This window comes from Arthrobacter sp. Soil_C_49 (genome assembly GCF_057656635.1).
In genome coordinates this window covers 23,189-49,521 of sequence record NZ_JBDGJZ010000003.1, presented here as the reverse complement: position 1 = coordinate 49,521, position 26,333 = coordinate 23,189, and the positions used below count along the sequence as shown (strand labels likewise).

Below are 26,333 nucleotides of genomic sequence, written 5' to 3'. Positions count from 1 at the left end.
CGGCCGTTAGGCGAGCGTCGCCGTCGTTATGCCGTCACTTTCGAAGCGACTGCGCGATCTGCTGCATGATGGTCGGATCCGACAGGGTAGTCGCGTCTCCTGGGTCGCGGCCTTCGGCGACGTCCTTGAGGAGGCGGCGCATGATCTTGCCGGAGCGGGTCTTGGGCAGTTCGGGGACCACCAGGATGTTCTTGGGTTTGGCGATGGGGCCGATTTCCTTGCCCACGTGGTTGCGGAGTTCCTGGACGATGTCATCTCCGGAATCGATGGCGTCCCCGCGGAGGATGACGAACGCGACGACGGCCTGGCCGGTGGTTTCGTCTGACGCTCCGACGACGGCTGCTTCGGCCACGGCGGGGTGGGAGACCAGGGCGGATTCGATTTCGGTGGTGGAGAGCCGGTGGCCGGAGATGTTCATGACGTCGTCCACCCGGCCGAGGAGCCAGATGTCGCCGTCTTCGTCCTTCTTGGCGCCGTCGCCGGCGAAGTACATGTTCTCAAAGCGGGACCAGTAGGTGTCCTTGTACCGTTCGGGGTCGCCCCAGATGCCGCGGAGCATGGCCGGCCAGGGTTCGCGGATCACCAGGAAGCCGCCGTGGCCGTTGGGGACGGATTCGCCCATCTCGTCCACGACGTCCACGGCAATGCCCGGCAGGGGCACCTGGGCGGAGCCGGGTTTGGCCGCGGTGACGCCGGGCAGCGGGGCGATCATCTGGGCGCCGGTTTCGGTCTGCCACCAGGTGTCCACGATGGGGGTTTTGTCCCCGCCGATGACCTTCCGGTACCACATCCAGGCTTCGGGGTTGATGGGTTCGCCCACGGACCCGAGTACGCGGAGGGAGGACAGATCGTACTTGTCCGGGATTTCCCGGCCCCACTTCATGAACGTCCGGATCGCGGTGGGGGCGGTGTAGAGGATGGAGACCTTGTACTTCTCCACGATCTCCCACCAGCGGCCCTGATGGGGTGAGTCCGGGGTGCCTTCGTACATCACCTGGGTGGCGCCGTTGATGAGCGGGGCGTAGGTGACGTAGGAGTGGCCGGTGACCCAGCCGACGTCGGCCGTGCACCAGTACACGTCCGTGTCCGGGTGCAGGTCGAACACGGCCTTGTGGGTGTACGCGGTCTGGGTGAGGTACCCGCCGGTGGTGTGCAGGATGCCCTTGGGCTTGCCGGTGGTGCCTGAGGTGTAGAGGATGAACAGCGGGTGCTCGGAATCATGGCCCACCGCGGTGTGCTCGGCGGAAGCCGCTTCCACAGTGTCCGCCCACCAGTGGTCCCGGCCCTCGGTCCAGTCCACGTCCTGGCCGTTGCGCTTGACCACCACCACGTTCTGCACGCTGTGGCCATCGTTCGCGAGGGCCTCGTCCACAGCTGTCTTGAGGGCGCTGGGCTTGCCGCGGCGGTAGGTCCCGTCCGCGGTGACGACGAGCTTGGCCTCGGCATCTTCGATCCTGGACCGCAGCGCATCGGCGGAGAAACCGCCGAACACCACCGAATGCACGGCACCGATCCGGGCGCACGCGAGCAACGTGATGACGGCCTCTGGAATCATCGGCAGGTAAACGGCCACCCGGTCGCCCTTGACCACGCCGAGGGACTCGAAGGCGTTGGCGGCTTTCTTCACCTCTTCGGTCAGCTGCGCGTAGGTGTAGGTGCGGGTATCGCCGGGTTCGCCCTCGAAGTAGATGGCCACTCTGTCGCCCCGGCCCGCTTCCACGTGCCGGTCCAGCGCGTTGTAGGCAGCGTTGACTTCGCCGCCAACAAACCACTTGGCAAACGGCGGGTTGGACCAGTCCAACGGCTGGTCAAAGTCCTTGCTCCAGGTCAGCAGCTCGCGCGCCTGCTTCGCCCAGAATGCCGGCCGACCAGCGGCCGCCTCCTCATACTCCCCGGCCTTGACCACGGCGTCAGCGGCGAACTCGGGAGTGGGCGGAAAAGCGCGGGTCTCGTGCAGCAGGTTTTCAAAGGCGTCGCCCTGCTGGCCGGCCTGCCCGCTTTGTCCGGTGCCTTCGGATGCGGTGGCCGTGGAGCTTGAAGTGTCCTGGGACATGTGAACCTCATCATTCATCGATCTTTGCTGCGCGGACATCCGCCGCCGGCCGGGCTCCGCCGCCTGCACGACGACGGGCACCGGCTGGTCACGGATTTTCCGCAAAGAGCTGTTCCGGAATCAACACTAATGCTTGCCCGGCAGCACATGTGTGCGCTGTCACAGACGGGCCAGCGAACGGCATTTATTTAGCGGTGAATGGACGTGCTGCGACAGGCCGCCGTCCCCTCCCGGCTAGTGATCACTCAGGCTGTTGACTAGGCTGAGTTTGAATTGTGACTTCACTTCGGACCCTCTCCTCCGGGCCGCGCAGGCGCACGGGACGTGAGGGAACCGTTGTACGACGGCACGGTTTCGGGGCCACTGGTCCCGGTGCCGCCACGCTAAGGAGAACAGAATGAACCAGCAGATCTTCGGCCAGAAAACGGGTCCTGACAGTGTGACGGGATCCGGCAGCACTGCCGCCCCGTCCGCCGGCGCAGGCAAGGCGGCCACGTCCGAAGGGAAGGGCGCCACCGCCCACCAGGCTGTGCTCGGTCCGTTCACCATCCGGGACCTGGCCGTGTTCGCCGCCACCCTCATTTTGTTCATCGCGTCCCTGCTGCCCATCTTCGGCGGCAGGTACAACCTGTGGAACCTGAACAACCTCTTCTTCCTGGGCCTGGGCATTGTCCTGCCCCTGGTGGTAAGCGCACTGTTCGCCGCACGCCGGTTGGCCCCTGCCACGAAAATCCGGATCGGGTCGCTGTCCGTCGACCAGTTCGCATCCGTGGTGGCCTCCTTCGCGGTAGCCTTCTTCTTCCTATCCGTAGCGGGTGCCTACGTTCCCAGCCTGCTGGTGGGCCTGATCGGCGCCCTGGTCCTGTTCGCGGCGACAGTCCTGGGCCGCTTCCTTCCCTACATCTCGCCCGATTTCCAGGGCCGCGCGGAAGTTCCGGCGCATGTGGTGGCGCGGGAAGCCGCCATTCCCGTCCAGAAGCCGCGCGCTCCCAAAAAGCCCAAGGCCGATTCCACTGCTTCCAAGCCTGCCTCCAGCGGCGGCCTGTTCAGCGGTGCCGGTGCCGGATCCTCCGCGGTGCAGCCCGATGCCACGCACCACTCGCCCGCCAACCACGCTCCCGCCACGAACCACGTCCCAGCTGCGAACCACGCTCCCGCCACACACGCCCCCGCCACAGCCGCAGTCCCCACGGCCGGCACGGCCGATGGTGCCACCGCGGCCGCCGTCGGGGCCCCGGCAGCGGGTCCCGCACCTGTCTCCACCGCCCCGGAAGCATCCGATGTCCGCTCCGAAGGTGACCTGGGCCCCGCAACCCAGGCGTCCGACGTCGTCCGTCCCTCTTCCGCGCCCGCAGCGGAGCAGACGCAGCTGGCCGACATTCCCGCCCCGGGTGCCGGGGCTTCCCCGGATGCGGGGCAGCGGACCGGCGGTAACCACCATGGCGGTCCGGCTGCCTCTGCTCCTGCAGCACAGGGCTCCTGGGAGCCGCCTGCCGCTACGGCGGTCCATCCGCAGGTCCGTGCCGATGTTCCCATCGGGGCAACCGTAGACCCCGCCAGCCGGCCCGAGGAATCGGACGAGCAGCCCATCCATGAAGCCTTCTGGTTTGCCGTGGCACAGCACCGCACCGCATTCGATCCCCGCACCGGTGCCCCGGCCTTCGTCATCGAGCCCGGCGGCTGGGTGCTGGCGCTGGAAGACCGCGGGCACGAGTTCCTGGTCCAGCACACGGACGGGCGGCTGGGCGTGCTGCGCGATCTGAGCAATATCGAGCGCGGCTAGCAGATGGCCTCGCCCCGGGCGGCCAAAGCCTCAAGGGCCGTCAGCGATCGGCCGGCCGGCGGTGGAAGTGCTCCCGCCAGCCAGACTGCGGGTATGCCCGTGGTCTCCTCGGAGTCCGTGCTCGGGTTGAAGAGGCGGGCGCGCCGGATCAACCGGGCCCTGGCGGAAAAGTACCCCTACGCACACGCGGAACTGGATTTCCGCAACCCGTTCGAACTGCTGGTGGCCACGGTCCTGTCCGCGCAGACCACAGACGTCACCGTCAACCAGATCACTCCGCTGCTGTTCGCCCGTTACCCGGACCCACGGTCCATGGCGGAAGCGGACCCCGCCGCGATCGAAGAGATCATCAAGCCCACGGGTTTCTTCCGTGCCAAGACCCGGAGCCTTGTGGCGTTGTGCACCCGGCTGGTGGATGAGTACAACGGAGTGGTTCCCGGCCGGCTGGAGGACCTCGTTACCCTGCCGGGCGTTGGCCGGAAAACCGCCAATGTGGTGCTGGGTAACGCTTTCGGCATCCCCGGCATCACGGTGGACACCCACTTTGGCCGCCTGGCACGCCGCTTCGGCTGGACGCAGTCCGAGGACCCGGTCCAGATCGAATACGATGTCGCGGAGCTCTTCGAGAAGAAGGACTGGACCATGCTGTCCCACAGGGTGGTGTTCCACGGGCGGCGCGTGTGCCACTCCCGCAAACCGGCGTGCGGCGCGTGCCCTGTTGCCAACTGGTGCCCCAGCTACGGCATGGGTGAAACAGACCCTGCCAAGGCAGCCAAGCTCCTGAAGTACGAACTCGCTCCCGGCAATGAAGCGCTCCTGGCCCAACTGCAGGCCGAAACCCACAGGGCAGCTGAAATCAGGATGGAATCGCAAAAGAGGACTCAGTGAGCGCGCGCGCTGACCTGATCGACTTGGCCCAAAGGGCTGCGTCAGGATCAGCCTCGGCGCCGGATCCGCTGTGGGCGGCGCTGACCGTTGATGCCAGTCGGGCGCGCAGGGCTGCTGTCCTGATGCTGTTCGGGGCGCTCGATGAGATTCCTGCTGCTTCGGACAAACCGCTGGCGCCGGCAGACCTCGATGTCCTGCTCCTGGAACGCGCGCACACCCTGGGCTCCCACCCCGGGCAGGTGGCATTTCCCGGCGGCGCCATTGACGCACGGGAAACACCGGTTCAGGCGGCCCTGCGGGAGGCCGAAGAGGAAACGGGGCTCGACACCAACGGTGTGGAAATCCTGGGCACCCTGCAGGAGCTGGGCCTGGCCCACAGCAACTTCCTCGTCACCCCGGTCCTCGGGTGGTGGCGCTCGCCTTCACCCGTACGGGTGGTGGATTACGCCGAGTCCGCGCAGGTGTTCCGCATCCCCGTCCGCGACCTGCTGGACCCGGACAACCGGGTGATGGCCACAGTCCACCGGGCCGGGCGTACCTTCGACAGCCCGGCCTTCACCGTCAATGGTGTGGTGGTCTGGGGTTTTACCGGAATCGTCCTGAACGGCCTCTTTGAACAGCTTGGCTGGGCCGTGCCCTGGGACCGGAGCCGGGTGCACCCGATGGGTGTCTAGATTTTGCCCCGGCAGCGCCAGCCCGGTTGTCCTAGGCCTGCTGCTGGCGGAGATCCACCACGATGCCCGTGGCCGCATTCTCACGCATCGCCTTGATGCCCTCCACAAGTGTGTTCAAAGACTTGAAGTTTGGCGAAACGGCCACGATGTTTCCTTCCGCATCCGTAAGCCGAAGCCGGTAGGACTCGTCCCCAACCCGATGTATTTCAAACCTGCCCGCCATTCGCCGGACCTCCCCTGGTGTTTGCGTCGTTGCAGCAACCTTTGGACCGATCTGTTTCAGTCACCCCAAGACTGTAACCCGCGTCACGATGCCCCGGCGAGCTACTCCCGGGTAGGTTACTTTTCTCGACAAACGTCGCGCCGGAGGGCATGCTGCACGTTGCCACGCCCCGCTCCTATTTGGCGTGGTTGTAGGAATCCACCACTGCCACGCTCACCGGAAACTCCACCGGGATAGGTCCAAACAACAGCTCCTTGGCCGCGGAGGCGGCATCCTCGATCGCCTTGATGCACGCCTCCACCAGGTGAACGGGAGCGTGGACCATTACTTCGTCGTGAAGGAAGAAGACCAGCTCCGCCGCGGGCCGGCCGTCCGTGCGCAAGGTTCGCAGCCGCCGTCGCAATTCCGCCAGCCAGCAGGCCGCCCAGTCCGCCGCGGAACCCTGGACCACAAAGTTGCGCGTGAAACGCCCCCTGGAACGGGCGATCGATTCCGCGCGCCGCTGCTCCTCGGCCGAGGCCGGACGCTGGCTTGCGAACCACCGTTCCGACGGAGGAGGGCTGCTGCGGCCCAGCCGGGTGGTGACCGTCCCGCCGGACTCGCCCGTCCGGGCGGCCTGCTCCACAAAACCCACCGCCCGCGGGTAGGTCCGGGTGAGCTGCGGCATCAGGCGTCCGGCCTCGCCCGACGTGGCGCCATACATGGCACCCAGCAGTGCCATCTTCGCCTTCGCCCGGTCGCCGCCGAACCCCTTCGCGGCGATCCCCGCGTAAAGGTCCTGGTCCCGGGCAGCCTCGGCCATGACGGAATCCTGCGCCAGCGCCACCAGGACCCGCGGTTCAAGCTGGGAAGCATCGGCCACGATCAGCTTGTGGCCGGGATCGGCATGGACGGCGCCGCGGATCTGGCGGGGAATCTGCAGCGCGCCACCGCCGCGGGATGCCCAGCGGCCCGAGACCACCCCACCCACCACGTATTCGGGCCGGAACCTGCCGCCGGCCACCCACGCGTCCAGCCAGGCCCAGCCGTTCGCCGTGTGCAGCCTGGACAGCTTCTTGTAGGCCAGGAGCGGCCCGATGGCCGGGTGCTTGGACTCCTTCAGCTCCCATTGCCGGGTGCTTTTGACCTCGATGCCGTTCCGGTGCAGGGCCCGGATGAGTTCCTGCGGGGAATCCGGGTTGAGCATCGGGGCGTTCAACAGCCCGCGCAGTTCCAGGTTCAGGGCCTCGAGTTTGGCCGGGCGGTGGCCCAGTGGAGGGCGCGGGCCCAGGTAATCGGCAAGGATTTCCTCGTGCAGGTCCTCCCGCCAGGGTACTCCGGTGTGCTGCATTTCGGCTGCGATCATCGCGCCGGCGGATTCCGCGGCCAGCAGGAGCTGCAGCCGGTTCCGCCGGTTCTCCTCCGGGCTTACAGCGGCCAGGGCTTCCTGCTGGGAGGCGTACTCAGTGCGGAGGTCCCCAAGCGTAAAACGGGGTTCGGAGCCCGTTTTGGGATCATCGAACAGGGCATCCTGTTCCGGAGGCGGCGGGGGCGGCTGCAACGCACGGGGCGGCTGCTCGGGATCATCAAGCGTGATCTTCCCGGCGTTCCGGGCGTACTCGGTGTGGGCCGCGAACTGGGAGAGGGCCAGGATGTTCCCGCACAGGCTCAGGTCATAGCACCGCTCAAGTTCCACCCCCTGCGCGAGAAGGGAGGGATACCAGTCCTGGGTGCGGTGCCAGATCCAGCGGGGCGGCTGCCCGGCGCCCGGCCTGCGTTCCAGTCCAAGGACGACGCCGGCCAGCTCACCTGCGGAGACCATCCTCGGTTCCGGATTGGCGGGGTGTGGTTGGCCTGCCTGCGTGAGTTCCTGCAGGACCGCGCCGGAGGGGTGGGCGGCGAGCAGGAGGTACATGCTCCAATTCTGCCTTGTCTTTTCCCGGCGCTTTGCCGCCGGGACTCGTCCTGCACAGGGTTTGTTCGCGCCGGTTTTGTGCACATACGGCCGGGACCTCCTTATCCTCGACCGGCCGGTGGCGGACAGTGGCTCCATGAGCAGGCATGAGTTGACTCCCTCCGCCCCTGATCCGGTCCTCGCCAGGCGGTCATTCCGGAGCCCGGAGGACGGGCTTCCTTCGGGTCCTCCCGGTTTCGCAGCCGGTTTGGAAGGGCCGGCCGATGCATGGCTGCCGGACAGCGGGGAAGAGGTGCTGCTGGTTACCGCATCCGCTGTTGTGCGCGCCGAGGTGGAGCGGATTGTGGCGGCGGCCGGCGCCCATCTTCGCGTTGTTACCGATGCCCTGGAAGGGGCCAGGTACTGGGACGCTTCGGCCGCTGTCCTGGTGGGCAGTGATATCCGGGAGCTGCCGCCCCGGCGGCGGGCACCGGCCGTCCTCATCGGTCTGGACGGTGAAGGCGACAGCCTGTGGCATCTGGCGGCGGCGCTGGGAGCTGAGCGGGTGGCCGTGCTCCCTGACGCCGCGGCCTGGCTGGCGGACCATCTCAGCCGCTCCCGTGCGCCCGGCCCCGGCGGAATCATCCTGGGCGTGACCGGCGGGTGCGGCGGGGCCGGGGCCACCACGGCAGCGATCTGGATAGCCCAGGCCGCGGCGGGGATGGGAGCCCGGGTACTGCTCGTTGACGGTGATCCGTGGGGCGGCGGGCTGGAACTTGCCATCGCCGCCGAGGAAACGCCCGGCCTGCGCTGGCCGGACCTCTCCGAGGCGCGGGGCAGCATCGATTCGAGCCAGCTGTCCGACGCACTGCCCGTCGCCGGAGGGTTTTCGTTCCTGTCCTGGCCGGCGAGCCGTGAACAGCCCATTCCGGTGTCCACGCCCACCACCACCGGCGTGCTCGACGCCGCACGCCGGGGGTATGAACTGGTGGTGCTGGACATTGGCAGGGGCGCTGCGCCGTTGCAGTCCTACGCCTGGGACTGCGACCGGATCATGATGGTGGTCCCGGCCCAGCTGAAGGCGGCTGTGGCGGCAGTCCGGCTGCTCCACGAGTTTCCGCCCGTGGAGGCCGGGCTCCTGGTCCGGGGCAGGCCGGGGTCTGCCCTGGACGGGTCCGTGATCTCCGAGGCCATTGGTCTTCCCGTGCAGGGCCGTGTCCCTGAGATTCGGGGAGTTGGTGCCGCCACGGAGTCCGGCCGGCTGCTGGACCTGGGCAAGCGGCGCAGCGTCCGGCATTTTGCCGCTTCCGTGCTTGATTCGCTGGGTGACGAAATGCCTGCCGGGGAGCTCGGATGAACCAGTCGGCGCGGGGATCGGGATCAGCTGACGGGCTGCGGCGGCGTGCCCGGCTCCTGGAAGGGCGTCTCGTGGAAGGCCAGCGCCGGGACCCGCGCCAGGTGGAGCGGCAGGTTGTGGACGCAGGACTGTTGGAATCGGTCCGCGAATCCATGATGGCCGAAGCCGGTGCTGTCACGCCATCGCGCGTGGCCGCGGCGGTCCAGGCCACCGGCAAGCTGCTGGGCACTGCCGGCTCGCTCGCGGCGGTGGAACGCATCAGCGCCGAGCTCAACGGGCTTGGACCGCTCCAGCCGCTGACACGGGATCCGGCGGTAACGGACATCTTCGTCAATGCTCCGGACTCGGTGTGGGTGGACCGCGGCCGGGGCATCGAGCGCGTGCAGGTGGCCTTCGGCGATGAAGCCCAACTGCGGGCGCTGGCCTGCAGGCTTGTGGCCGCAGGAGGGCGCCGCCTGGATGACGGTTCACCGTGCGTGGATGTACGGCTGGCAGGCGGCTACCGCGTCCATGCGGTACTCCCGCCCGTTTCCACAGCGGGAACCCTGCTCAGCGTCAGGATCCGCCGCGAACGGGTCTTCACCATGGACGAGCTGCAGGCAGCCGGCATGTTCGGCCCCCTCATGAGGGACGTCCTGGAACGGGTGCTGGAACTGCGGCTGAGCTTTTTGGTCAGCGGTGCCACCGGCTCCGGAAAGACCACCCTGCTGTCCACCCTCTTGGGGCTGTGTGCCCCGGAGGAGCGGCTGGTCCTCATTGAGGATGCCTCCGAACTGAACCCCGTCCATCCGCATGTGGTCTCCCTCGAATCCCGGCACGGCAATCTTGAAGGCGGCGGGGAAGTGGGGCTGAGCGAGCTCGTCCGGCAGGCGCTGCGCATGAGGCCCGACCGGCTGGTGGTCGGTGAGTGCCGCGGCGCCGAGGTGCGGGAATTGCTGACGGCGATGAATACCGGGCACAGCGGCGGAGGCGGGACCATCCACGCCAACACTGCCGGCGCGGTCCCTGCGCGGCTCACCGCGCTGGGCGCCCTCGCGGGATTGAGCCCGGACGGTGTCCGGCTTCAGGCCGCCAGTGCCCTTGACGTGGTGATCCACGTTGAAAGGACCAGCCGCGGCAGGGAAGTGGCGTGCATCGGCGTGATGGAGGACGGCCCTGACGGGCTTCACGTTCTGTCCGCACTGGAAGCCACGCAAGGCATAATCGGTGCGGGTCCGGCGTGGGTCGCCTTGGCCGGACGCCTGGGCCTTGAACCGGGGCATGGCCTGTGACTGTTCTCCTGGCATCGGTCCTGGTGCTGGCTGCGCTGTTGATTCTTCGCCCTCCGCACGGTGCGGCTGGAAGGTTCCGCCGCGCAACGTCCGGTGTTGCCGCCGGCTCACCGGGCAAGCCTGGGGCCCGTGCGTTCCGCTGGGCCAGGCCCGGAACCGGGAAGACCGCAGTCTCCGGCCCGGCGGTACCTATGACCCTGGTGGTGCAGCAACTGGCGGCACTGCTGAAGGGTGGGCGCACGCCGGCCCGCCTGTGGGACGAGCTGTGGTTTGTTTACGGGGCGGACGGGCAGATCGAACCGGATCATCGGCGTGCAGGGCGGCAGGCTGCCGGGCTCACCCAGGGGTCGGTCGCCATGCTGGCAGCCGCCCGCACCGCCGCAGCCACAGGGGCTCCTGTGTCGGAGGCCATCAGGCGCTCCCTGCCCGCAGGGTTTCCCCGGGCAGACCGGGAGTGCCGGATCTGGTCCCAGTTGGCCGCCTGTTTCGACATCGCAGAAGCAAGCGGGTGTGCCCTCGCTGACGTGCTGACCCGGTTCGCGGCGCAACTGGAAGTAGAGGACGATGCCGACGCCGCCCGCCAGACGGCACTGGCAGGGCCCAAAGCCACGGTCAGGCTGCTGACGTGGCTTCCGCTGATGGGGCTGGGGCTCGGCATGGCACTCGGCGTCGATCCGCTGGCCATTCTGCTGGGCACGCCACTGGGACTGGCGGCGCTCGCAGCAGGGATTGCCCTCACCATAGCGGGCAGGGTCTGGTCGGCCCGGCTGGTGGCGGCGGCAGCAGGAGCGGGAGCGCCATGACCGGACCACTGCTGGCGTCGCTTGCACTCCTGGCACTGTTGGCCGCCGCAGCCTGCCTCACCTTCCTTGGGAAAGACCGCCCACGAAGGCGGCTGATCGCTGTGTCCACGGCTCAAGTAGCGGGTGCGGGGGATCATCATCCTTCCGCCGGCGCCCGGTCCCGTAACCGGGACGGTCCCGACGGCCTGCAGGACACCGCCATGATGCTTGAACTCGTCGCCGCCATGCTCGACGCCGGGTCCGGGATTGGCCGTTCCCTGGATCTTGTCTCGGCCTCCGCGTCGTCGCAGTACCGCGAGTCGCTTCGTCCGGTCGTTTCCGCACTGGCGATCGGAGCCGACTGGGAGACTGCGTGGCGGAGCTCGGCCGTCAGGCTGCCCGCGATTCTGGAGTTGCGCGATGCCCTGGGCTTTGCGGCGCTGACAGGTGCGCCCTCGTCCGCGATCCTCTACGCGCAGGCAGCAAGGCTGCGCCGGGAGAGGTTCCGGGCAGCCGAAAAGCGGGCGGCCTCCCTTGGCGTCAAGCTGGTGGTCCCGCTGGGACTGTGTTCACTGCCGGCCTTTATCTGCCTCGGCGTGGTGCCCGTCCTGCTGGCCCTGGTCCCCTCGGGCTCATAGCCGCACTGCCGCCAAGGTGCTGTCCCAGGGGCTCCGCACCATTGGATACCTGCCGGACCAGGCCGGTGCTCTTTCCCTCCACAGCCGCTGAGCCGCCCACCTTTTCCACTTACGCAACAGCCGGCCTTACCGCCCGCGGCATGGCCCGGAAGAGTCAAACCACCGGCAACAGTGCCGGCCAAACGAAAGGAACCACCGCATGTCCATCAACCAGGACCGCCATTACGCCGCTGGAACCGCAGCACTCGCAGCAGCCCGGCAGGACACGAAACGGCGCGCCACCGCAGCCCGATCTGCCGGTACACCCGCAACTACTTCGGTGTCGTTGCCAGCGAACGTGGTGGAGCTTTACCCGGGTGCCACCGTCCGGCGCAGCACCGGCATCCGGAGACTGCTGGGATCAGAAGCCGGTATGGCCACGGCGGAGTATGCTATCGCCACCCTGGCCGCCGTCGGCTTTGCCGGACTGCTTGTCTTCATCCTTCGAAGCGAGGAAGTGCGGGGCTTCCTGCTGAACCTGATCCGCACGGCGCTGGCCTTGCCATGACCTGCGCGCCGGACGCGCTGTGCCTTCGTCGGCCTACAGAGCGGGGCGCGGTTACCGCAGAGTTTGCCGTGACACTGCCTGCCGTCCTGCTGCTCCTGGCCATGCTGCTCGCAGGTGCCGCGGCCGGGGTCACCCAGCTTCGGTTGGAGGAAGGAGCCAGGGCGGGTGCCCGTGCACTCGCCCGCGGTGATGACTCCGCGGCCGTGGAAAGGATCGTCCGGACCCTTTCGGGAACGTCCGCATCCGCGGCCGTCGCAGCCGACGGCGAATGGCTGAGCGTCACCGTCACGGACCGGGTAGGCGGCCCGCTGGGGTCCTCCATCCCCTGGACGCTGACTGCACGCGCCTCAACCCGCACCGAGACGGCTGCGGCAAGCCCGGCCATCCCGTCGGCGCTGGCGGCAAGCCCGGCAGCCATCCCGCTGGCGGCTGCTGCGGCAGGCACCGGATGACCGGCGTCCCGGACACCCCGGAGCGTGGTTCGGGGACGGTGCTGGCGGCGGGGCTGGCTTTGGTGGTGATGATGGCCATGGCACTGCTGCTGCTCCTGGCGCAGTCGGCCGTGCTCGCCAGCAGGGCAGCGGCCGCCGCCGACCTCGCTGCCCTCGCCGCGGCCGACGCCCTGCGCGGGGTCACCGCCGGGGAACCGTGCAGCGTGGCCGCCGAAGTAGCGGCACGGCATGCCGCTACCCTGGTCAGCTGCTCTGAGGGCGTGGGCCAGACCGTCGACGTCAAGACGGAGCTGATCGAGCGGACCATGCTGGGCGTGGCGAGCGGCCGTGCACGGGCGGGACCCCCACCATGAGCAGGCACCGCCAGCGTGGGCATAGCGTCAGCGCTTAGCTTCCACACTCTCAGGGCTGGCTTCGGTGGCATCCTTCAGCAGGACCTCGAGCAAGGTGACCGCGGCGGCCTTGTCCAGGGGGTTGTTCTTGTTCCCGCACTTGGGCGACTGCACACAGGAGGGGCAGCCTGATTCGCATTCGCAGGCTTTGATGGCATCGCGGGTCGCGGCCAGCCAGACTTTGGCCTTGTCGAACCCGCGCTCGGCAAAGCCGGCACCGCCAGGGTGCCCGTCATACACAAAAATGGTGGGCACCCCGGTATCGGCGTGCAGGGCGGTCGAAACGCCGCCGATATCCCACCGGTCGCTCGAAGCCACCAGCGGGAGCAGGCCGATTGCGGCGTGCTCGGCTGCGTGCAGGGCACCCGGGAACTGGGCCTCGATCAGGCCGGCGGCGGTGAGGAACCGGTTGTCCACCACAAACCACACCGCCTTGGTGAACAACTCGCGGGCGCCGAGGTCGAGGGGTTCCTCGCCCAGGATTTCGTTGGAGATCAGGGCCTTGCGCTGGAACGAAACCACCTGGGTGGTGACCTTGACGTCGCCGAAGTGCAGGGAAACGTCACCCCACCTGGCAGTGCGCTGGGTTTCCAGCACCTCGATCTGGGTGACGTCCCGTGCCGTGGTGTAGTAATCGGGATTGGCGCGCCGGACCACCACGCAGTGGTCGTCTTCATTGAGATCCTCCACCACGTAGCTGTCGCCCTGGTGGATGTAAACGGCACCGGTATGGGCCTGGTAGTGGGTCTGGGGCGAGTCCATCGTCCCGAGAAGGGAGCCGGTATCGGCATCAACAATACTGACGGGCCCGCCGCCGTCGGCGCGCAGGTTCACCATGGCGGCCGCACTCTGGGAATGGGTCCAGAACCATCCCGCCGGGCGGCGCCGGAGATATCCCTGGGCCACCAGGCGGTCGAGAAGCGCCTCGGCAGTGCTCCCGAACAGGTCCAGCTCAGCAGGGCCGAGCGGCAGTTCGGCGGCCGCGGCGCAAAGATGGGGTCCCAGCACGTACGGGTTGGCGGGGTCGAAAACAGTCGCTTCCACCGAGACGTCGAAGATGGCCTCCGGATGGTTCACCAGGAAGGTGTCCAGCGGATCATCACTGGCAACAAAGGCTGCAATCGCATCCTGTCCTGCCCTGCCGGCCCGCCCGATCTGCTGGAACAGTGATGCCCTGGTGCCGGGCCAGCCGGCAACCAGGACCGCGTCCAGTCCTGAGATGTCGATCCCCAGCTCCAGCGCGGAGGTGCTGGAGACACCGAGCAGGCTGCCGGAACGCAGTGCCTTTTCCACCGCCCGGCGTTCCTCGGGCAGGTATCCGGAACGGTAGGCGGCCACGCGCTGCGGGAGGCTTGGGTCCACCTCGTCCAGCAGGCGCTTGGTAATGGAGGAGATGGTTTCCGCTCCGCGGCGGGACTTGATGAAGGCAATGGTCCGGACGTGTGCCGACACGAGGTTCGCCAGCAGGTCCGAGGTCTCGGCCACGGCCGTGCGCCGTTCCTTGGCGCCGTTCTCGCCGCGGAGTTCGGTCAGCGCCGGCTCCCAGAACGCCACGGTGGTGGCACCGTGCGGTGAACCGTCCTCCGAGACTGCCCTAACCGGTGCGCCGATGAGGCGGGCGAAGGAGATATCGGGATCAGAAGCGGTGGCGGAAGCGGCGATGAATACCGGCTCGGGAAATGCGGAGCCGGCACCATAGTAGGCGCAGATCCGCCGCAGCCGGCGCATCAGGTTGGCCACGTGTGAGCCGAAAACGCCCCGGTAGCTGTGCGCCTCATCGATGATGACGTAGCGAAGGCGCCGGAAGAACCCCGCCCACCACGCGTGGTTGGGAAGGATGCCGAAGTGCAGCATGTCCGGGTTGGCGAGGATGAAGTTGGCGTGGTCCCGGATCCACCGCCGGGAGGCCGGGTCGGTGTCGCCGTCGTAGGTTTCCGCGCGGACGGTGGGCAGCTGCAGCGCCCGGATGGCGTTCAGCTGGTCGGCGGCGAGGGCCTTGGTGGGCGACAGGTACAGGGTGACCGCACCGTCGTCGTGGATCTTTCCGGGCTCGGCAAGAACACGCAGCTCGGAACGGTGTATGGCATCGAGGGCCGGCAGCTGGTAGGCGAGGGACTTCCCCGACGCCGTGCCGGTGGCCACCACAACGTGCTCGCCGCCATGGGCAATATCAGCTGCTTCCACCTGGTGGCGGTAGGGCTGCTGCACGCCCAGCGACCCGTAGGCAGCCACCAGGTCCGGGTGGACCCATGACGGCCACGGTTCGTGCACCGCCTTGCGGGCAGGGATGGTGCGGACATGACGCAGCTGTTCCGGGTCCGGGCCGCGGCCCAGCAGGGGAATCAGGGAGTCATGGGGGTTCACCCCAATATTGTTTCACCCGCCGCGGGCCGGGCGCGCCGGATTCGCCCTCGGGGTAAACGCGATACCCGGGAAACGAGGAAAGCCAGCAGACTAGCTGAGGGACAGGTCGGATCCGTCGTGGGAGGCGGACAGCATCAGCACGCGGGAAACAGTGGTCCAGCCAAGATGCGAATAGAGCTTCTGCCCGTCGAGGGACGCCAGCAACAGCCCGGTCTGGACGTCGTGCTCAAACGCCTGCGCCGCCAGCGCCCGCATGATGAAACTGCCCAGTCCGCGCCGCTGGAATGCCGGGTTGGTGATGATTTTGTCGAATACGGCGGTATCACCCACCACAAAAACACGCCCGCTGGCAGCCACCGTGTCACCGGAGAGCACCTCTGCGTAGTGCACGCCGTCCCGCTCGGACGTGGCCAGCGAAAGGTCATCATCTGACAGCCACGGATCCTCGGCGTCCTGGGTTTCCATGTCCACGATCATCATGGCCTGGGAGTCGGAAGTAACGTTAAGCCCGTGCTGGCGGGCAAGATCCGAATAACGGGCGGGGTCGTTGGTCAGGATGGTCAGGACCCTCGCCGGCACTTCCGCCGTCTTCGCCGCGAGAGCGGCAAATTCAGCGTCCGTTGGCTCGGACGCGAAAAATTCCCATTCGCCGGAGGTGTCCGTACGGAGCGCGGCGGGGAAGCGGCCTTCTGAGGATGTCCGGTAACCGCGACAGCCTGCCCAGCCGGCCACCCACACTTCAAGAAGGCCAGTGATGTCGTTAACCATGGTTTCCGGGCTCATGCGATGAGACTATTCCACCCCGAACACAAGCAACAGGGGTTCGCAGGCCGGAAATGCGGTGCTTATGCAATTGTGATCCAGCACACCCTGCGGGCCGCCCAGGGCTGAATCGGGGCCTGGCCCTGGAATCCCAACCGGTACCCTTAAATACGTGGCTTTGAACCGAATCGTCCTCTTTTACGGCTTTACCCCCATCGCTGATCCCGACGCCGTGCGGCTCTGGCAGCGTGCCCTCTGCGAAAAGCTGGGACTGACCGGCCGCATCCTGATCTCCAAGGACGGCATCAACGCCACCGTGGGCGGCGAGATCGGCGCGGTGAAGCAATACGTGAAGACCACGCGTGAGTACAAGGGATTCCACGGTATCGACGTTAAATGGTCCGACGGCAGCGCGGAAGACTTCCCCCGGCTCAGCGTCAAGGTGCGTGACGAGATCGTCTCCTTCGGCGCCCCCGGCGAACTCAAGGTGGACGCCAACGGCGTGGTGGGCGGCGGCAGGCACCTCAAGCCCGAGGAACTGCATGAACTCGTGGACGCCAGGAAGCAGGACGGGGAAGACGTGGTCTTCTTCGACGGCCGGAACGCCTTCGAAGCACAGATCGGCCGCTTCAAGGACGCCATCGTCCCGGACGTCGCCACCACCCACGACTTCATCAAGGAACTCGAGTCCGGGAAGTACGACTCCCTCAAGGACAAACCGGTGGTCACCTACTGCACCGGCGGCATCCGCTGCGAGGTGCTCTCCAGCCTGATGGTCAACCGCGGCTTCAAAGAGGTGTACCAGCTGGACGGCGGAATCGTCCGCTACGGCGAAACCTTCAAGGACCAGGGCCTCTGGGAAGGCTCGCTGTACGTGTTTGATAAGCGCATGCACCTCGAGTTCAGCGAGGAAGCCAAAACCATCGGGCAATGCGCCCGCTGCTCGACCCCCACCAGCAAGTTCGAAAACTGCTCCAACCCGAGCTGCCGCACACTGACCCTGTACTGCACCCAGTGTGCGTCCAGCCCGGAAACCCTGCGCTGCCCGGAAGGCTGCGCGGCCTAGGACCCGGCCGGGGAAGCGCACAGGCGCTAGAGGCGCCGGAGCCGGTAGGCGTAGTTGGCGCCTGTCCTCGCCTCCACCGTGATGGTCAGCGCAGTTTCGGCCGAGAGGTAAATGACATTTTCCCGGTTGATGCCGCACCGCAGCCCGAGGTCAACCAGGGTCAGTGCGTCGCTGCGCACCACGAAGTTCACCCGGCGCTGGCTCCGGCAGGTCAGCGCTAAAGCATAGGTGCCGGTTCGCACCACGGGAGTCGTTTCGCTGCGTACCTCGCCGGCAGCCAGCAACCCGGCCGCCGCGTGCACCACCGGATCGCCGGTATCGGGCAGGCTGCGTGCCACCCACGCTCCAAGTTCGGCCTCGCTGACAGGCTCGCGCTGCAGCGGATCGCGGGTAAATGCCGGGGCCGGGGCCACGGTCTGCGCCGCGTCGGCAGGATCAGCCCACCGGCCGTCGTCGTACGTGTATTCGCAGCCGCCCAGCGCCAGCCCTGCCGTGAGCACAAGACCGAGGACGACGGCGGCCGCAGGGTTTCGCGTCAGCGGCGCCGGGGCTGTCCGCTCCGGACTGGGCGCGGAGGATTTCCGCACACTGGGCATAGTCCGACTTTAAGCCCGCACGCCCCTGCGGGCCATAGCTATTCGGCCGGCGTCAGGCGGTAGGCGTAGATCAGGGGAGCATCAACGCTGGAGGTGCTGATCTGCAGCGTCCCTGAGCGTGGCAGCGTAATCCTGGTGACCTCTTTGCTGCCGTTGCAGGCGGCTCCGGCATCCACTACGTCTTCCCCGTCCAGCGACACAGCGAAGAAGGCCTTGCCGCCGCCCTCGCACGTCGCCGTCAAGGTGTAGCGGCCCGCGTTGACGTTCGAAGCCTCTTCGACGATCCGGTTCCGGTTGAGAATTTTTCCGGCGTCTTCCAGCAGGGCGCCGGGCGCTGTTGGAAGCGCGGTGGCCCGCCACTGCGGCACGTCGGCGTTCTCGATGGACACCACCGGGGAGCACCCTGCCAGGGCAACAGCCGCCAGGCCTGCCAGCGCCAATGCTGTGCGCGGGAAGCGCCTCGGGCCGGCGGGCTGCTTCCGGGCGCGCGGAAGGACGGAAAGCGTTGTTGGCATACTCCAACGCTACCCCGTCCGGGCGGCCGCAATTTTCCACCTCCCGCACCGCAGAAGCCGCACCGCATCCGCCGCACTAAACTTGAGCGGTGCCTGAATCCCCATACGAGTTCACCGCCGGCAACACTCCCGACGCGCCCCGCAGCGACCTTCCGGACCTGCTCACCGCACTTGCTGCGGACCTGCGCGCCGTGGAATACACGCTCGACGGCGTCGCCAACCTCCTCGGCGAATCCGCCTACACAGCCTTGAACCGGGACCAGACCATCCCCGCGTTGCTCGCTGCCGAGCGCGCTGTCCGGCGGGACGAGGGTGCGAAGGCGCTGGCCGCCGTCGTCCGTTTGTGGCTGCTCGCCGAGCCGCAGCCGAAGGAAACGCTCGACGCCGCCCTGCCGGGCCTCCGCGCGGAAGGCCTGCTGGCCCTGGGGCTGGTGGAGCCCGTTCCCGGCACAGCGCTGCTGGCCGCCAAAGCCGACCTGCGGCCCTACGGCTGGGACGCGAACGAGGACGGCAGCGGCGGCGCCGAACTGTGGGTTGCCAGTGACCTCGCTGCCCACCAGCAGGAAGGTGTGCTCCGGCACGACCACGTCCTGGGCATCGGGCAAGCCTCCACTACCCTGGTGCAGACAACCTTCCGCCGCCACACCGGACGGGCCCTGGACCTGGGGACAGGCTGCGGCATCCAGGCCTTCCACCTGCTGCACCATTGCGAGCACGTGACGGCGACGGACATTTCCGAACGGGCGCTGGCCTTCACCCGCTTCAATATCCTGCTGAACGCGCAGGCCCTGTCCGTGGACCCGGACCGGCTGGCGGACCGGGTGAGCCTGCGGCTGGGCTCGTTGCTGGAACCGGTGGCCGGCGAGGAATTTGGCCTGGTGGTCTCCAACCCGCCGTTCGTCATCACGCCGCGCAGCGCCGGAGAAGACTCATCCGAACAGTTCACGTACCGCGACGGCGGCCTGCCGGGCGACGGTATTGTTGCGGCCCTGGTGGCGGAACTTCCGGCGGTCCTGGCCCCGGGCGGAACCGCCCAGATGCTGGGCAACTGGGAGGTGGCCGCAGGTACCGCGTGGCAGGAACGGCCCCAGGCCTGGGTGGGTTCCGCCGTAGACGCCTGGTTCATCCAGCGCGAACTGGTGAGCCCGGAGGAGTACGCCGAAACGTGGCTGCGGGACGCCTCCGAGGGCAGGGACAAGGACCACTACCGGGACGCGTACGCAGCTTACCTTGTTGATTTCGCGTCCAGGAACGTCGCGGGGATCGGCTTCGGGATGGTGCTGCTGCGCCGGCCCGCTTCGCCGGGGCAGGCCTTTCACCGGTTCGAGGAAATCACCTACCCCATCGAGCAGCCCATCGGCCCGCACCTGGGTGCCGCTTTGGAGCGCCAGGACTGGCTGGCGGCCAACAGGATCGAGGACGCGCACCTGCTGGTGGCGGACGATGTGACCGAGGAGCGGCACCAGCGGCCCGGCGCCGAACACCCCGGCGTCATCCTGCTGCGCCAGGGCGCGGGCCTCCGCCGGACCAACCTCCTCAGCACGGAACTTGCCGGGTTCGTCTCCGCCTGCGACGGCGACCTCACAGCCGGCCAGATCGCCGGTGCCCTGGAGGCGCTGCTGGGCGGGGAAGAAACGTTCGACGCCGGCACTTTCCGGGGTGGTCTGCTCGCCGAAGCAGCCAACCTGGTCCGGGACGGCTTCCTTATTCCGGCCGTGGAATAAGGCGCGGATTGGAGGGCGTGCGGCAGCCTGGCCCAGCCCCCTCTTTTCCACATGGATGCGCACATTTCTGCAAAATATGGTGAACTAGGCCAGTATGGGCGCATCTGCCCGAGCAACCTTTTTCTGTAGGAGCACCGTGCCAAGCAAGGCCAAAACCGGCAAGAAACTCGTGATTGTGGAGTCTCCGGCCAAGAGCAAGACCATCGCCAAGTACCTGGGCGAGGGCTTCATCGTAGAGGCTTCCATTGGTCACATCCGCGACCTGCCGCAGCCGTCCGAACTCCCCGCCGAGCTGAAGAAAACCTCCGTGGGCAAGTTCGCCGTCGATATCGACCACGACTTCAAGCCGTACTATGTGGTGTCTCCGGACAAAAAGAAAAAGGTGACCGAGCTCAAGGCTGCGCTCAAGGACGCCGACGAACTTTACCTCGCAACCGATGGGGACCGCGAGGGCGAAGCCATCGCGTGGCACCTGCTCGAAGTGCTCAAGCCCAAGGTCCCGGTGTACCGGATGACGTTCGGCGAAATCACCAAGGAAGCCATCCAGCGCGCCATGGGCAACCTGCGCGACGTCGACACGGCGCTGGTGGACGCGCAGGAAACCCGTCGTGTCCTGGACCGCCTGTACGGCTACGAAATTTCCCCCGTGCTCTGGCGCAAAGTGGCCCGCGGCCTGTCCGCCGGCCGCGTGCAGTCAGTGGTCACGCGCATGGTGGTGGACCGGGAACGCGAGCGCATGGCGTTCAAGGCCGCCTCCTACTGGGACCTCACCGGACAGTTCGGTGCCGACGCCGGCTCCTTCAAGGCCAAGCTTGCCGCCGTTGACGGTGCCAAGGTGGCCAGCGGCCGCGACTTCAACGACGACGGCGTCCTCACCTCCAAGAACGTTGCGCACCTCAATGAGGAGTTGGCGACGTCCCTGGCAGCCGGGCTGCAGAACGCTTCCTTCACTGTCCGCTCGGTGGACACCAAGCCGTACACGCGCCGTCCCGCGGCGCCCTTCACCACCTCCACCCTGCAGCAGGAGGCAGGCCGCAAGCTGCGGTTCTCCTCGAAGAGCACCATGCAGGTGGCCCAGCGGCTGTACGAAAACGGCTACATCACCTATATGCGTACGGACTCCTCTGCACTGAGCGACGAAGCAGTCACGGCTGCCCGCCGCCAGGCCTCCGAGCTGTACGGCCCCGAGTACATCCCGCAGTCACCGCGCGTGTACACCGGCAAGGCCGCCAACGCCCAGGAAGCGCACGAGGCCATCCGCCCCGCCGGCGACTCCTTCCGTACCCCGGCCCAGGTGGCCAAGCAGCTCTCCGGCGACGAGTTCCGGCTCTACGAGCTGATCTGGAAGCGGACGGTCGCGTCCCAGATGGCTGATGCCAAGGGTTCGACGGCGACCATCCGGCTGGGTGCCGTGGCTTCCGACGGCCGTGACGCCGAGTTCTCCGCCTCCGGCACCGTGATCACCTTCCCCGGCTTCCTGGCAGCCTATGAGGAGGGCAAGGACGAGACCCGCGGCGACGACGATTCGGATGAGGCCCGCCGCCTGCCGAACGTCGCCAAGGGCGATTCCCTCACCGCCGCCGACATCATCGCTATCGGCCACGAAACGTCCCCTCCGCCGCGCTACACCGAAGCCTCTCTGACGGCAGAGCTGGAGAAGAAGGGCATCGGCCGCCCTTCCACCTATGCTTCCACCATCTCCACCATCCAGGACCGCGGGTACGTCCGGAAACAGGGTTCCGCGCTGGTTCCCAGCTGGATCGCATTCTCCGTGATCCGTCTGCTGGAACAGCACTTCAGCGACTACGTGGACTACGAATTCACCGCTGACATGGAAGGTGACCTGGACAAGATCGCCAACGGCCAAGCCGTGGGCGCCTCCTGGCTCCGGCACTTCTACTTCGGCGAGGATGCCGATCCGGGCCTGCTGAGCATCGTTAACAACCTGGGCGAGATCGACGCACGGGAAATCAACTCGATTCCCATCACGGACGAGATCACGCTCCGGGTAGGCAAGTTCGGGCCGTACCTTGAAAGCTCCGCTGCCACTGTTGACCCCAAGACGGGGGAGATTGTGGAGTCGGCGCGGGCCAACGTGCCCGAGGACCTCGCACCGGACGAACTGACCGCTGCCAAGGCCATCGAGCTGATGGAGACCGCAGCTCCCGAAGAGCGCGTGCTGGGTACGGATCCGCACACCGGGCACACCGTCGTCGCCAAGAACGGCCGCTACGGTGCGTACGTCACCGAGATCATCCCTGAGATGACCGAGGAACAGATTGCCGCGCAGCCGGTGGAGTACTACAAGAACGGCAAACCCAAACCGCCCAAGAAGCCGGTCAAGGCCAAGCCCCGCACCGGCTCCCTGTTCAAGTCCATGACCGTTGACTCGGTGACCCTGGATGAGGCACTTCAGCTCATGAGCCTGCCCCGCGTGCTGGGGGAGGACGCCGAAGGCAACCTCATCACCGTGCAGAACGGCCGGTTCGGCCCGTACCTGAAGAAGGGCACCGACTCCCGCTCCATCGGCTCGGAGGAGGAGATCTTCACCATCACGCTGGAACAGGCGCTGGAGATCTACTCACAGCCGAAGCAGCGCGGCGCCCGTGCCGCCGTCCCGCCGCTGGCCGAGTTCGGTCCGGACCCGGTGTCGGAGAAGAACATCGTGGTGAAGGAAGGCCGCTTCGGGCCCTACATCACCGATGGGATCACCAACATCACTGTTCCCCGCGCCACCTCCCTGGAGGAGCTCACGCGGGAGCAGGCTGTTGAACTCCTCGCCGAGAAACGCGCCAAGGGGCCGGTCAAGCGGACGGCCACCCGCAAGGCTCCGGCCAAGAAGAAGGCAACGGCCAAGAAGTAGCCTCGGCGCCGGCTGGAAGAAATCCTCTGCGTGCCCGCTCGTTCGCCCCACCGTCCCCCTCGCCCCGCAAGCTCGGCCAGGGAACCCGGACGGCGGGGGCCCACGCTTGACGTTATGCTGCCGGATTCCTCCCAGCCGGCTCGCAGCAAGCACTGGCCGAATTGCGGTGAAGAGTGGAACGTGATCGGGTAGAGGCATGACTGAAGAGCCAGGCATTGCCGACACTACTCCGCTGAACGACCTTGAGGAGAAGCTCGCCCAGGGCGGACAGCCTGATGCCAGTCCTGTGGACGTCATCCTGTCCTTCCTGAACAGCGAGGTCTACATCGTCAGTTCGGACGATATCGAGGGCGCCGATTCCCAGGTGGAGCCACTGGTCCTCGCCAACGCCGACGGCGACCCCGTCCTTGCGGTCTTCTCGCACCCCAGCCGGGTAGACCAGCAGTACCTGGAGGCGGCCCCGAACGTCCTCGGCACGCAGGGTGCGGCAATCATCGCCAACATCGGAGACGAACTGGGAATGGTCATCAATCCCGGGGCAGCCTACGGCTTTGAGATCAACCCCGAGGGCGTGGCCAATATCAAGCGCGACTTCAAGCGCGCCGACGGGGAATAATGTCAGCATGCGGCTAGGCGTCCTCGATATCGGGTCAAACACTGTCCATCTCCTCCTGGTGGATGCCCACCCCGGCGCGCGGCCAGTGCCGTTCGCCTCGCACAAGCGTCCGCTTTCCCTGGTCCAGTACCTCGAGCCGGACGGCAGCATCAGCGACGCAGGGCAGCATGAACTCACCGAATTCGTCCTGGAAGCCTGGGAATTCGCTGCCCGGCACAAGGCCGAGGATCTCCTGGCATTCTGTACCTCCGCCATCCGTGAGGCCACCAACGGCCCCGACGTCCTGGCCCGGGTCAAGCACGAAACCACCGTCACGCTGCAGGAGCTGACGGGAAGTGAAGAAGCGTCCATGACCTTCTTCGCCGTCCGGCGCTGGCACGGCTGGGGAGCCGGACCCATCCTCAACCTGGACATCGGCGGCGGCTCCTTCGAAATGGCGTTCGGCCAGGACGAGCTGCCGGAAGTGGCCACCTCCGTGCCGCTGGGCGCCAGCCGCCTGACGCGGGACTGGCTGGCCGAGGACCCGCCCTCAGCGAAAAGCGTTAAGGAACTCCGGCGCTACATCCGGGCCACCCTCAAGCCTGCGGTCCGCGAATTCGACGGGCTGGGCCGGGCCAACGTGGTTGCCGGCACCTCCAAGACCTTCCGGTCCCTGGCTCGCATCGCCGGAGCCGCCCCGAGCGCGGCCGGACCTTACGTGAAGCGGGAGCTGCACGGTTCGGATCTCGGCGTGTGGGCACAGCGCATCTCTGCCATGAAAGCCGAAGACCGGCTCCATCTGCCTGGCGTTTCCGAAGCCCGTGCCCACCAGCTGCTGGCCGGTGCGCTGGTGGCGGAGGCGGCACTGGAGCTGTTCAAGTTCAAGAAAATCAAGATTTGTCCGTGGGCGCTGCGCGAAGGGTTGATCCTGCGCCGCCTCGACCAGCTGGTGTTCTCCGGGCCTTTGGAGCCTGCCCCGCATGTTACGCCGGCGGCAGTCCAGGCCGCCGTCTGAGCGCGGCAGCGCTATAAAGCCGCCGGCTGAACACAGCTGGCCTTAAAAGCGGAAGCACCGGCGTCCGAGACAGGAAAATGGGGGAAAACCTGTCCCGTCCGCCGGTGCCCTGGCAGGCATCCCCATGCCTGCCGCATCACTCGCACCCTCAATGAGGTACTAACTACAGTAGGGCCGCTAGTTGTGAAGTACCTGCGCCCAACATGTGAGCCAGCTGTGAATGCATTTCAGGAAGTTCCCGGCTTGCAGGAATTGATGTCCGGAGCGTGAGGGCGGCCGCTTAACGGAGTTCTGCGCGTTCCGGATCCAACTGCAATGATGGAGCCATGAGCAACCGAATCGCATTCCTTGGCTGTGGGTCCATGAACGAAGCCATCCTCGGCGGTCTGCTGGAAGCCGGCACGGATCCGGCTGACGTCGTGGTCACCGTCCGGCGTGCTGAGCGCGCAGCCGAACTGGCCGAGCGCCACCACGGCATCACCGCGATCGCCGGTGAGGAGGAACCGGACAATAACAAGCAGGCCACCAAGGGGTCCGCCGTCGTGATCCTCGGGGTCAAGCCGGTTGGCATCACCGACCTCGCCCGCGAGATCAGTTCCTCACTTACGCCGGACACCGTAGTGGTCAGCGTGGCTGCCGCCGTTTCGATCGCCCACTTGGAGGCCGCCCTCCCGGCCGGCCAGCCCGTGATCCGGACCATGCCCAACACCCCCGCCAAGCTGGGGCGCGGGGTTGTATCGGTCTCGCCGGGTACCAACTGCACGCCAGAACAGCTGCAGAAGGTCAAGGAGATCCTGCAGGGCGCCGGAACCGTTGTGGAGGTGCCGGAGGAACAGGTGGACGCCCTGTCGGCCATCAGCGGCTCCGGACCGGCCTACGCCTTCTATCTCGCGGAGGCGATGGCAGCGGCAGGGCAGGAGCTGGGCCTGGATGCGGAACTGTCCCTGCTTCTGGCCCGGGAAACCGTTGCCGGCGCCGGGTTTATGCTCGCCGAGCCCGGGGCGGACCCGGCGGCCCTGCGGAAAGCGGTGACCAGCCCGAACGGCACCACCGAACGCGCCATCGCAACCTTTGACGAGCGCGGCATCCCGGCCATCATTGCCGCCGGCGCCCGGGCCGCGGCGGACCGGGCCGCGGAGATCACCAAACAACTCGGCTGACCTCCGGAGTTTTTGTCCGGATATGCCGACTTGAGCGGCCCGCAAGCCTGCATATCTGGACAAAGACTCTAACTCTACGGGCGGGCGGCGAAGCGTTCCAGCAGGTCCACGTGCCCGGACACGATCAGCATGTCCCGGGAGGACACCTTGGTTTCAGGCCGCGCGTAGGTGAAGTCCTCGCCCGGCGACTTGACGCCCACAATCGTCACGCCGTACTTGGACCGCACCTTGGATTCGTCCAGGGTGAACCCCACCGTTTCGCGCGGCGGGTACATCTTCACGATGGCGAAGTCGTCGTCGAACTCGATGAAGTCCAGCATGCGCCCGGAGACGAGGTGCGCGGCCCGGACACCGGCGTCGGCCTCCGGGTAGATCACGTGGTTGGCGCCGATGCGGGTCAGGATTTTGCCGTGGGAGGGCGTAATGGCCTTCACCCAAAGGTGCTCGATGCCAAGGTCCACCAGGTTTACGGTGATCAGCACCGAGGATTCGATGGATGTGCCAACGCCCACGACGGCGGAGCTGAACTCCTGTGCCCCGAGCTGGCGGAGTGCGTCGATGTTGGTGGCGTCGGCTTCCACGACGTGCGTCAGGAGGGGAGCGAACTTCTGCACGAGGCTGCGGTCACGTTCAATGGCGAGCACTTCCCGGCCCTGCTTGACCAGTTGCTCGGCAGTGGAGGAACCGAAGCGGCCCAGCCCGATGACCAGCACCGGAGCGTTATGGGCGGGCCGCCGGGG

At 67.1% G+C, this 26,333-nt stretch carries 24 protein-coding genes; 16 read left to right on the top strand and 8 right to left on the bottom strand.

Going from position 1 to position 26,333, the window contains the following annotated elements:
- Nucleotides 1-34: 34 nt before the first annotated feature.
- Entirely contained in the window at nt 35-2,053 is a 2,019-nt protein-coding gene (acs, locus tag AC3A4Z_RS06435) for an acetate--CoA ligase (RefSeq protein ID WP_498710822.1), read from the bottom strand.
- Between the two features lie 397 nt (nt 2,054-2,450).
- Here acs and AC3A4Z_RS06430 point away from each other — a divergent pair, with 397 nt between their 5' ends.
- The 3 genes from AC3A4Z_RS06430 (at nt 2,451) to AC3A4Z_RS06420 (ending at nt 5,398) form a co-directional block, all read left to right on the top strand.
- A complete protein-coding gene (locus tag AC3A4Z_RS06430) occupies nt 2,451-3,836 on the top strand; it encodes an energy-coupling factor transporter transmembrane component T family protein (protein ID WP_498710821.1) in 1,386 nt (461 codons plus the stop codon).
- Nucleotides 3,837-3,929: 93 nt separating this feature from the next.
- Nucleotides 3,930-4,724 carry an endonuclease III gene (gene nth, locus AC3A4Z_RS06425; protein ID WP_498710820.1) on the top strand — a complete coding sequence of 265 codons (795 nt, stop codon included), beginning with the start codon at nt 3,930-3,932 and terminating at the stop codon, nt 4,722-4,724.
- Entirely contained in the window at nt 4,721-5,398 is a 678-nt protein-coding gene (locus AC3A4Z_RS06420; RefSeq protein ID WP_498710819.1) for an NUDIX hydrolase, read from the top strand. The genes nth and AC3A4Z_RS06420 overlap by 4 nt, the downstream gene beginning before the upstream one ends.
- A gap of 31 nt (nt 5,399-5,429) precedes the next feature.
- Here AC3A4Z_RS06420 and AC3A4Z_RS06415 read toward each other — a convergent pair whose 3' ends face one another.
- Nucleotides 5,430-5,621: a YegP family protein gene (locus AC3A4Z_RS06415; protein ID WP_050053824.1), complete on the bottom strand. Its 192-nt coding sequence runs from the start codon at nt 5,619-5,621 to the stop codon at nt 5,430-5,432.
- Between the two features lie 175 nt (nt 5,622-5,796).
- Nucleotides 5,797-7,515 (bottom strand): bifunctional 3'-5' exonuclease/DNA polymerase, encoded by a 1,719-nt coding sequence (locus AC3A4Z_RS06410; RefSeq protein ID WP_498710818.1) that lies wholly within the window; start codon nt 7,513-7,515, stop codon nt 5,797-5,799.
- A gap of 136 nt (nt 7,516-7,651) precedes the next feature.
- Between AC3A4Z_RS06410 and ssd the strand changes: the two genes are divergently transcribed.
- From ssd to AC3A4Z_RS06375, 7 genes are all read left to right on the top strand, one after another.
- Nucleotides 7,652-8,851: a septum site-determining protein Ssd gene (gene ssd / locus AC3A4Z_RS06405; protein WP_498710817.1), complete on the top strand. Its 1,200-nt coding sequence runs from the start codon at nt 7,652-7,654 to the stop codon at nt 8,849-8,851.
- Nucleotides 8,848-10,122, top strand: coding sequence for a TadA family conjugal transfer-associated ATPase (locus tag AC3A4Z_RS06400; RefSeq protein WP_498710816.1), 1,275 nt, complete (start codon nt 8,848-8,850; stop codon nt 10,120-10,122). Before ssd ends, AC3A4Z_RS06400 begins: the two co-directional genes overlap by 4 nt.
- On the top strand, nt 10,119-10,925 hold the full coding sequence (locus tag AC3A4Z_RS06395; RefSeq protein ID WP_498710815.1) for a hypothetical protein: 807 nt from the start codon (nt 10,119-10,121) through the stop codon (nt 10,923-10,925). The genes AC3A4Z_RS06400 and AC3A4Z_RS06395 overlap by 4 nt, the downstream gene beginning before the upstream one ends.
- Nucleotides 10,922-11,542: a type II secretion system F family protein gene (locus tag AC3A4Z_RS06390; RefSeq protein ID WP_498710814.1), complete on the top strand. Its 621-nt coding sequence runs from the start codon at nt 10,922-10,924 to the stop codon at nt 11,540-11,542. Before AC3A4Z_RS06395 ends, AC3A4Z_RS06390 begins: the two co-directional genes overlap by 4 nt.
- A gap of 199 nt (nt 11,543-11,741) precedes the next feature.
- The gene (locus tag AC3A4Z_RS06385; protein WP_498710813.1) at nt 11,742-12,089 is read left to right on the top strand and encodes a DUF4244 domain-containing protein; all 348 of its coding nucleotides are present in this window, start codon (nt 11,742-11,744) and stop codon (nt 12,087-12,089) included.
- A 68-nt stretch (nt 12,090-12,157) separates the two neighbouring features.
- Nucleotides 12,158-12,541 carry a TadE family type IV pilus minor pilin gene (locus AC3A4Z_RS06380; RefSeq protein ID WP_498710812.1) on the top strand — a complete coding sequence of 128 codons (384 nt, stop codon included), beginning with the start codon at nt 12,158-12,160 and terminating at the stop codon, nt 12,539-12,541.
- Nucleotides 12,538-12,894 carry an Rv3654c family TadE-like protein gene (locus AC3A4Z_RS06375; protein WP_498710811.1) on the top strand — a complete coding sequence of 119 codons (357 nt, stop codon included), beginning with the start codon at nt 12,538-12,540 and terminating at the stop codon, nt 12,892-12,894. The genes AC3A4Z_RS06380 and AC3A4Z_RS06375 overlap by 4 nt, the downstream gene beginning before the upstream one ends.
- 27 nt (nt 12,895-12,921) lie before the next feature.
- Here AC3A4Z_RS06375 and AC3A4Z_RS06370 read toward each other — a convergent pair whose 3' ends face one another.
- Together AC3A4Z_RS06370 and AC3A4Z_RS06365 are read right to left on the bottom strand one after the other, a co-directional pair.
- Nucleotides 12,922-15,297, bottom strand: a complete 2,376-nt coding sequence (locus AC3A4Z_RS06370) for a DEAD/DEAH box helicase (protein WP_498710810.1) — start codon at nt 15,295-15,297, stop codon at nt 12,922-12,924.
- Between the two features lie 90 nt (nt 15,298-15,387).
- Nucleotides 15,388-16,080, bottom strand: coding sequence for a GNAT family N-acetyltransferase (locus tag AC3A4Z_RS06365; protein WP_498710809.1), 693 nt, complete (start codon nt 16,078-16,080; stop codon nt 15,388-15,390).
- Nucleotides 16,081-16,231: 151 nt separating this feature from the next.
- Between AC3A4Z_RS06365 and trhO the strand changes: the two genes are divergently transcribed.
- On the top strand, nt 16,232-17,125 hold the full coding sequence (gene trhO, locus AC3A4Z_RS06360) for an oxygen-dependent tRNA uridine(34) hydroxylase TrhO (RefSeq protein WP_498710808.1): 894 nt from the start codon (nt 16,232-16,234) through the stop codon (nt 17,123-17,125).
- A 26-nt stretch (nt 17,126-17,151) separates the two neighbouring features.
- Here trhO and AC3A4Z_RS06355 read toward each other — a convergent pair whose 3' ends face one another.
- Both AC3A4Z_RS06355 and AC3A4Z_RS06350 read right to left on the bottom strand, forming a co-directional pair.
- The gene (locus AC3A4Z_RS06355; RefSeq protein WP_493972772.1) at nt 17,152-17,721 is read right to left on the bottom strand and encodes a DUF6023 family protein; all 570 of its coding nucleotides are present in this window, start codon (nt 17,719-17,721) and stop codon (nt 17,152-17,154) included.
- Nucleotides 17,722-17,759: 38 nt separating this feature from the next.
- A complete protein-coding gene (locus AC3A4Z_RS06350; RefSeq protein ID WP_498710807.1) occupies nt 17,760-18,236 on the bottom strand; it encodes a DUF6023 family protein in 477 nt (158 codons plus the stop codon).
- Nucleotides 18,237-18,325: 89 nt separating this feature from the next.
- On the opposite strand from AC3A4Z_RS06350, the gene AC3A4Z_RS06345 reads away from it, so the two are divergent.
- The 5 genes from AC3A4Z_RS06345 to proC all read left to right on the top strand — a co-directional run bounded on the left by AC3A4Z_RS06345 (nt 18,326) and on the right by proC (nt 25,593).
- Nucleotides 18,326-19,960, top strand: coding sequence for a DUF7059 domain-containing protein (locus tag AC3A4Z_RS06345; protein ID WP_498710806.1), 1,635 nt, complete (start codon nt 18,326-18,328; stop codon nt 19,958-19,960).
- A gap of 136 nt (nt 19,961-20,096) precedes the next feature.
- Entirely contained in the window at nt 20,097-22,823 is a 2,727-nt protein-coding gene (gene topA / locus AC3A4Z_RS06340) for a type I DNA topoisomerase (protein ID WP_493972775.1), read from the top strand.
- Nucleotides 22,824-23,019: 196 nt separating this feature from the next.
- A complete protein-coding gene (locus tag AC3A4Z_RS06335) occupies nt 23,020-23,439 on the top strand; it encodes an SseB family protein (protein ID WP_498710805.1) in 420 nt (139 codons plus the stop codon).
- 7 nt (nt 23,440-23,446) lie between these two features.
- A complete protein-coding gene (locus AC3A4Z_RS06330) occupies nt 23,447-24,433 on the top strand; it encodes a Ppx/GppA phosphatase family protein (RefSeq protein WP_493972777.1) in 987 nt (328 codons plus the stop codon).
- A gap of 326 nt (nt 24,434-24,759) precedes the next feature.
- Entirely contained in the window at nt 24,760-25,593 is an 834-nt protein-coding gene (proC, locus tag AC3A4Z_RS06325; RefSeq protein ID WP_498710804.1) for a pyrroline-5-carboxylate reductase, read from the top strand.
- A gap of 74 nt (nt 25,594-25,667) precedes the next feature.
- On the opposite strand, the gene AC3A4Z_RS06320 is transcribed toward proC, so the two are convergent.
- On the bottom strand, nt 25,668-26,306 hold the full coding sequence (locus tag AC3A4Z_RS06320) for a potassium channel family protein (RefSeq protein ID WP_170850877.1): 639 nt from the start codon (nt 26,304-26,306) through the stop codon (nt 25,668-25,670).
- Between the last annotated feature and the right edge of the window lie 27 nt (nt 26,307-26,333).

Excerpts from the sequence above, each read along its gene's own strand:
- acs (WP_498710822.1), bottom strand. The coding sequence starts at position 2,053 with ATGTCCCAGGACACTTCAAGCTCCACGGCCACCGCATCCGAAGGCACC.
- AC3A4Z_RS06430 (WP_498710821.1), top strand. The coding sequence starts at position 2,451 with ATGAACCAGCAGATCTTCGGCCAGAAAACGGGTCCTGACAGTGTGACG.
- nth (WP_498710820.1), top strand. The coding sequence starts at position 3,930 with ATGCCCGTGGTCTCCTCGGAGTCCGTGCTCGGGTTGAAGAGGCGGGCG.
- AC3A4Z_RS06415 (WP_050053824.1), bottom strand. The coding sequence starts at position 5,621 with ATGGCGGGCAGGTTTGAAATACATCGGGTTGGGGACGAGTCCTACCGG.
- AC3A4Z_RS06410 (WP_498710818.1), bottom strand. The coding sequence starts at position 7,515 with ATGTACCTCCTGCTCGCCGCCCACCCCTCCGGCGCGGTCCTGCAGGAA.
- ssd (WP_498710817.1), top strand. The coding sequence starts at position 7,652 with ATGAGCAGGCATGAGTTGACTCCCTCCGCCCCTGATCCGGTCCTCGCC.
- AC3A4Z_RS06400 (WP_498710816.1), top strand. The coding sequence starts at position 8,848 with ATGAACCAGTCGGCGCGGGGATCGGGATCAGCTGACGGGCTGCGGCGG.
- AC3A4Z_RS06390 (WP_498710814.1), top strand. The coding sequence starts at position 10,922 with ATGACCGGACCACTGCTGGCGTCGCTTGCACTCCTGGCACTGTTGGCC.
- AC3A4Z_RS06385 (WP_498710813.1), top strand. The coding sequence starts at position 11,742 with ATGTCCATCAACCAGGACCGCCATTACGCCGCTGGAACCGCAGCACTC.
- AC3A4Z_RS06375 (WP_498710811.1), top strand. The coding sequence starts at position 12,538 with ATGACCGGCGTCCCGGACACCCCGGAGCGTGGTTCGGGGACGGTGCTG.
- AC3A4Z_RS06365 (WP_498710809.1), bottom strand. The coding sequence starts at position 16,080 with ATGAGCCCGGAAACCATGGTTAACGACATCACTGGCCTTCTTGAAGTG.
- AC3A4Z_RS06355 (WP_493972772.1), bottom strand. The coding sequence starts at position 17,721 with ATGCCCAGTGTGCGGAAATCCTCCGCGCCCAGTCCGGAGCGGACAGCC.
- AC3A4Z_RS06350 (WP_498710807.1), bottom strand. The coding sequence starts at position 18,236 with ATGCCAACAACGCTTTCCGTCCTTCCGCGCGCCCGGAAGCAGCCCGCC.
- AC3A4Z_RS06335 (WP_498710805.1), top strand. The coding sequence starts at position 23,020 with ATGACTGAAGAGCCAGGCATTGCCGACACTACTCCGCTGAACGACCTT.
- AC3A4Z_RS06330 (WP_493972777.1), top strand. The coding sequence starts at position 23,447 with ATGCGGCTAGGCGTCCTCGATATCGGGTCAAACACTGTCCATCTCCTC.
- proC (WP_498710804.1), top strand. The coding sequence starts at position 24,760 with ATGAGCAACCGAATCGCATTCCTTGGCTGTGGGTCCATGAACGAAGCC.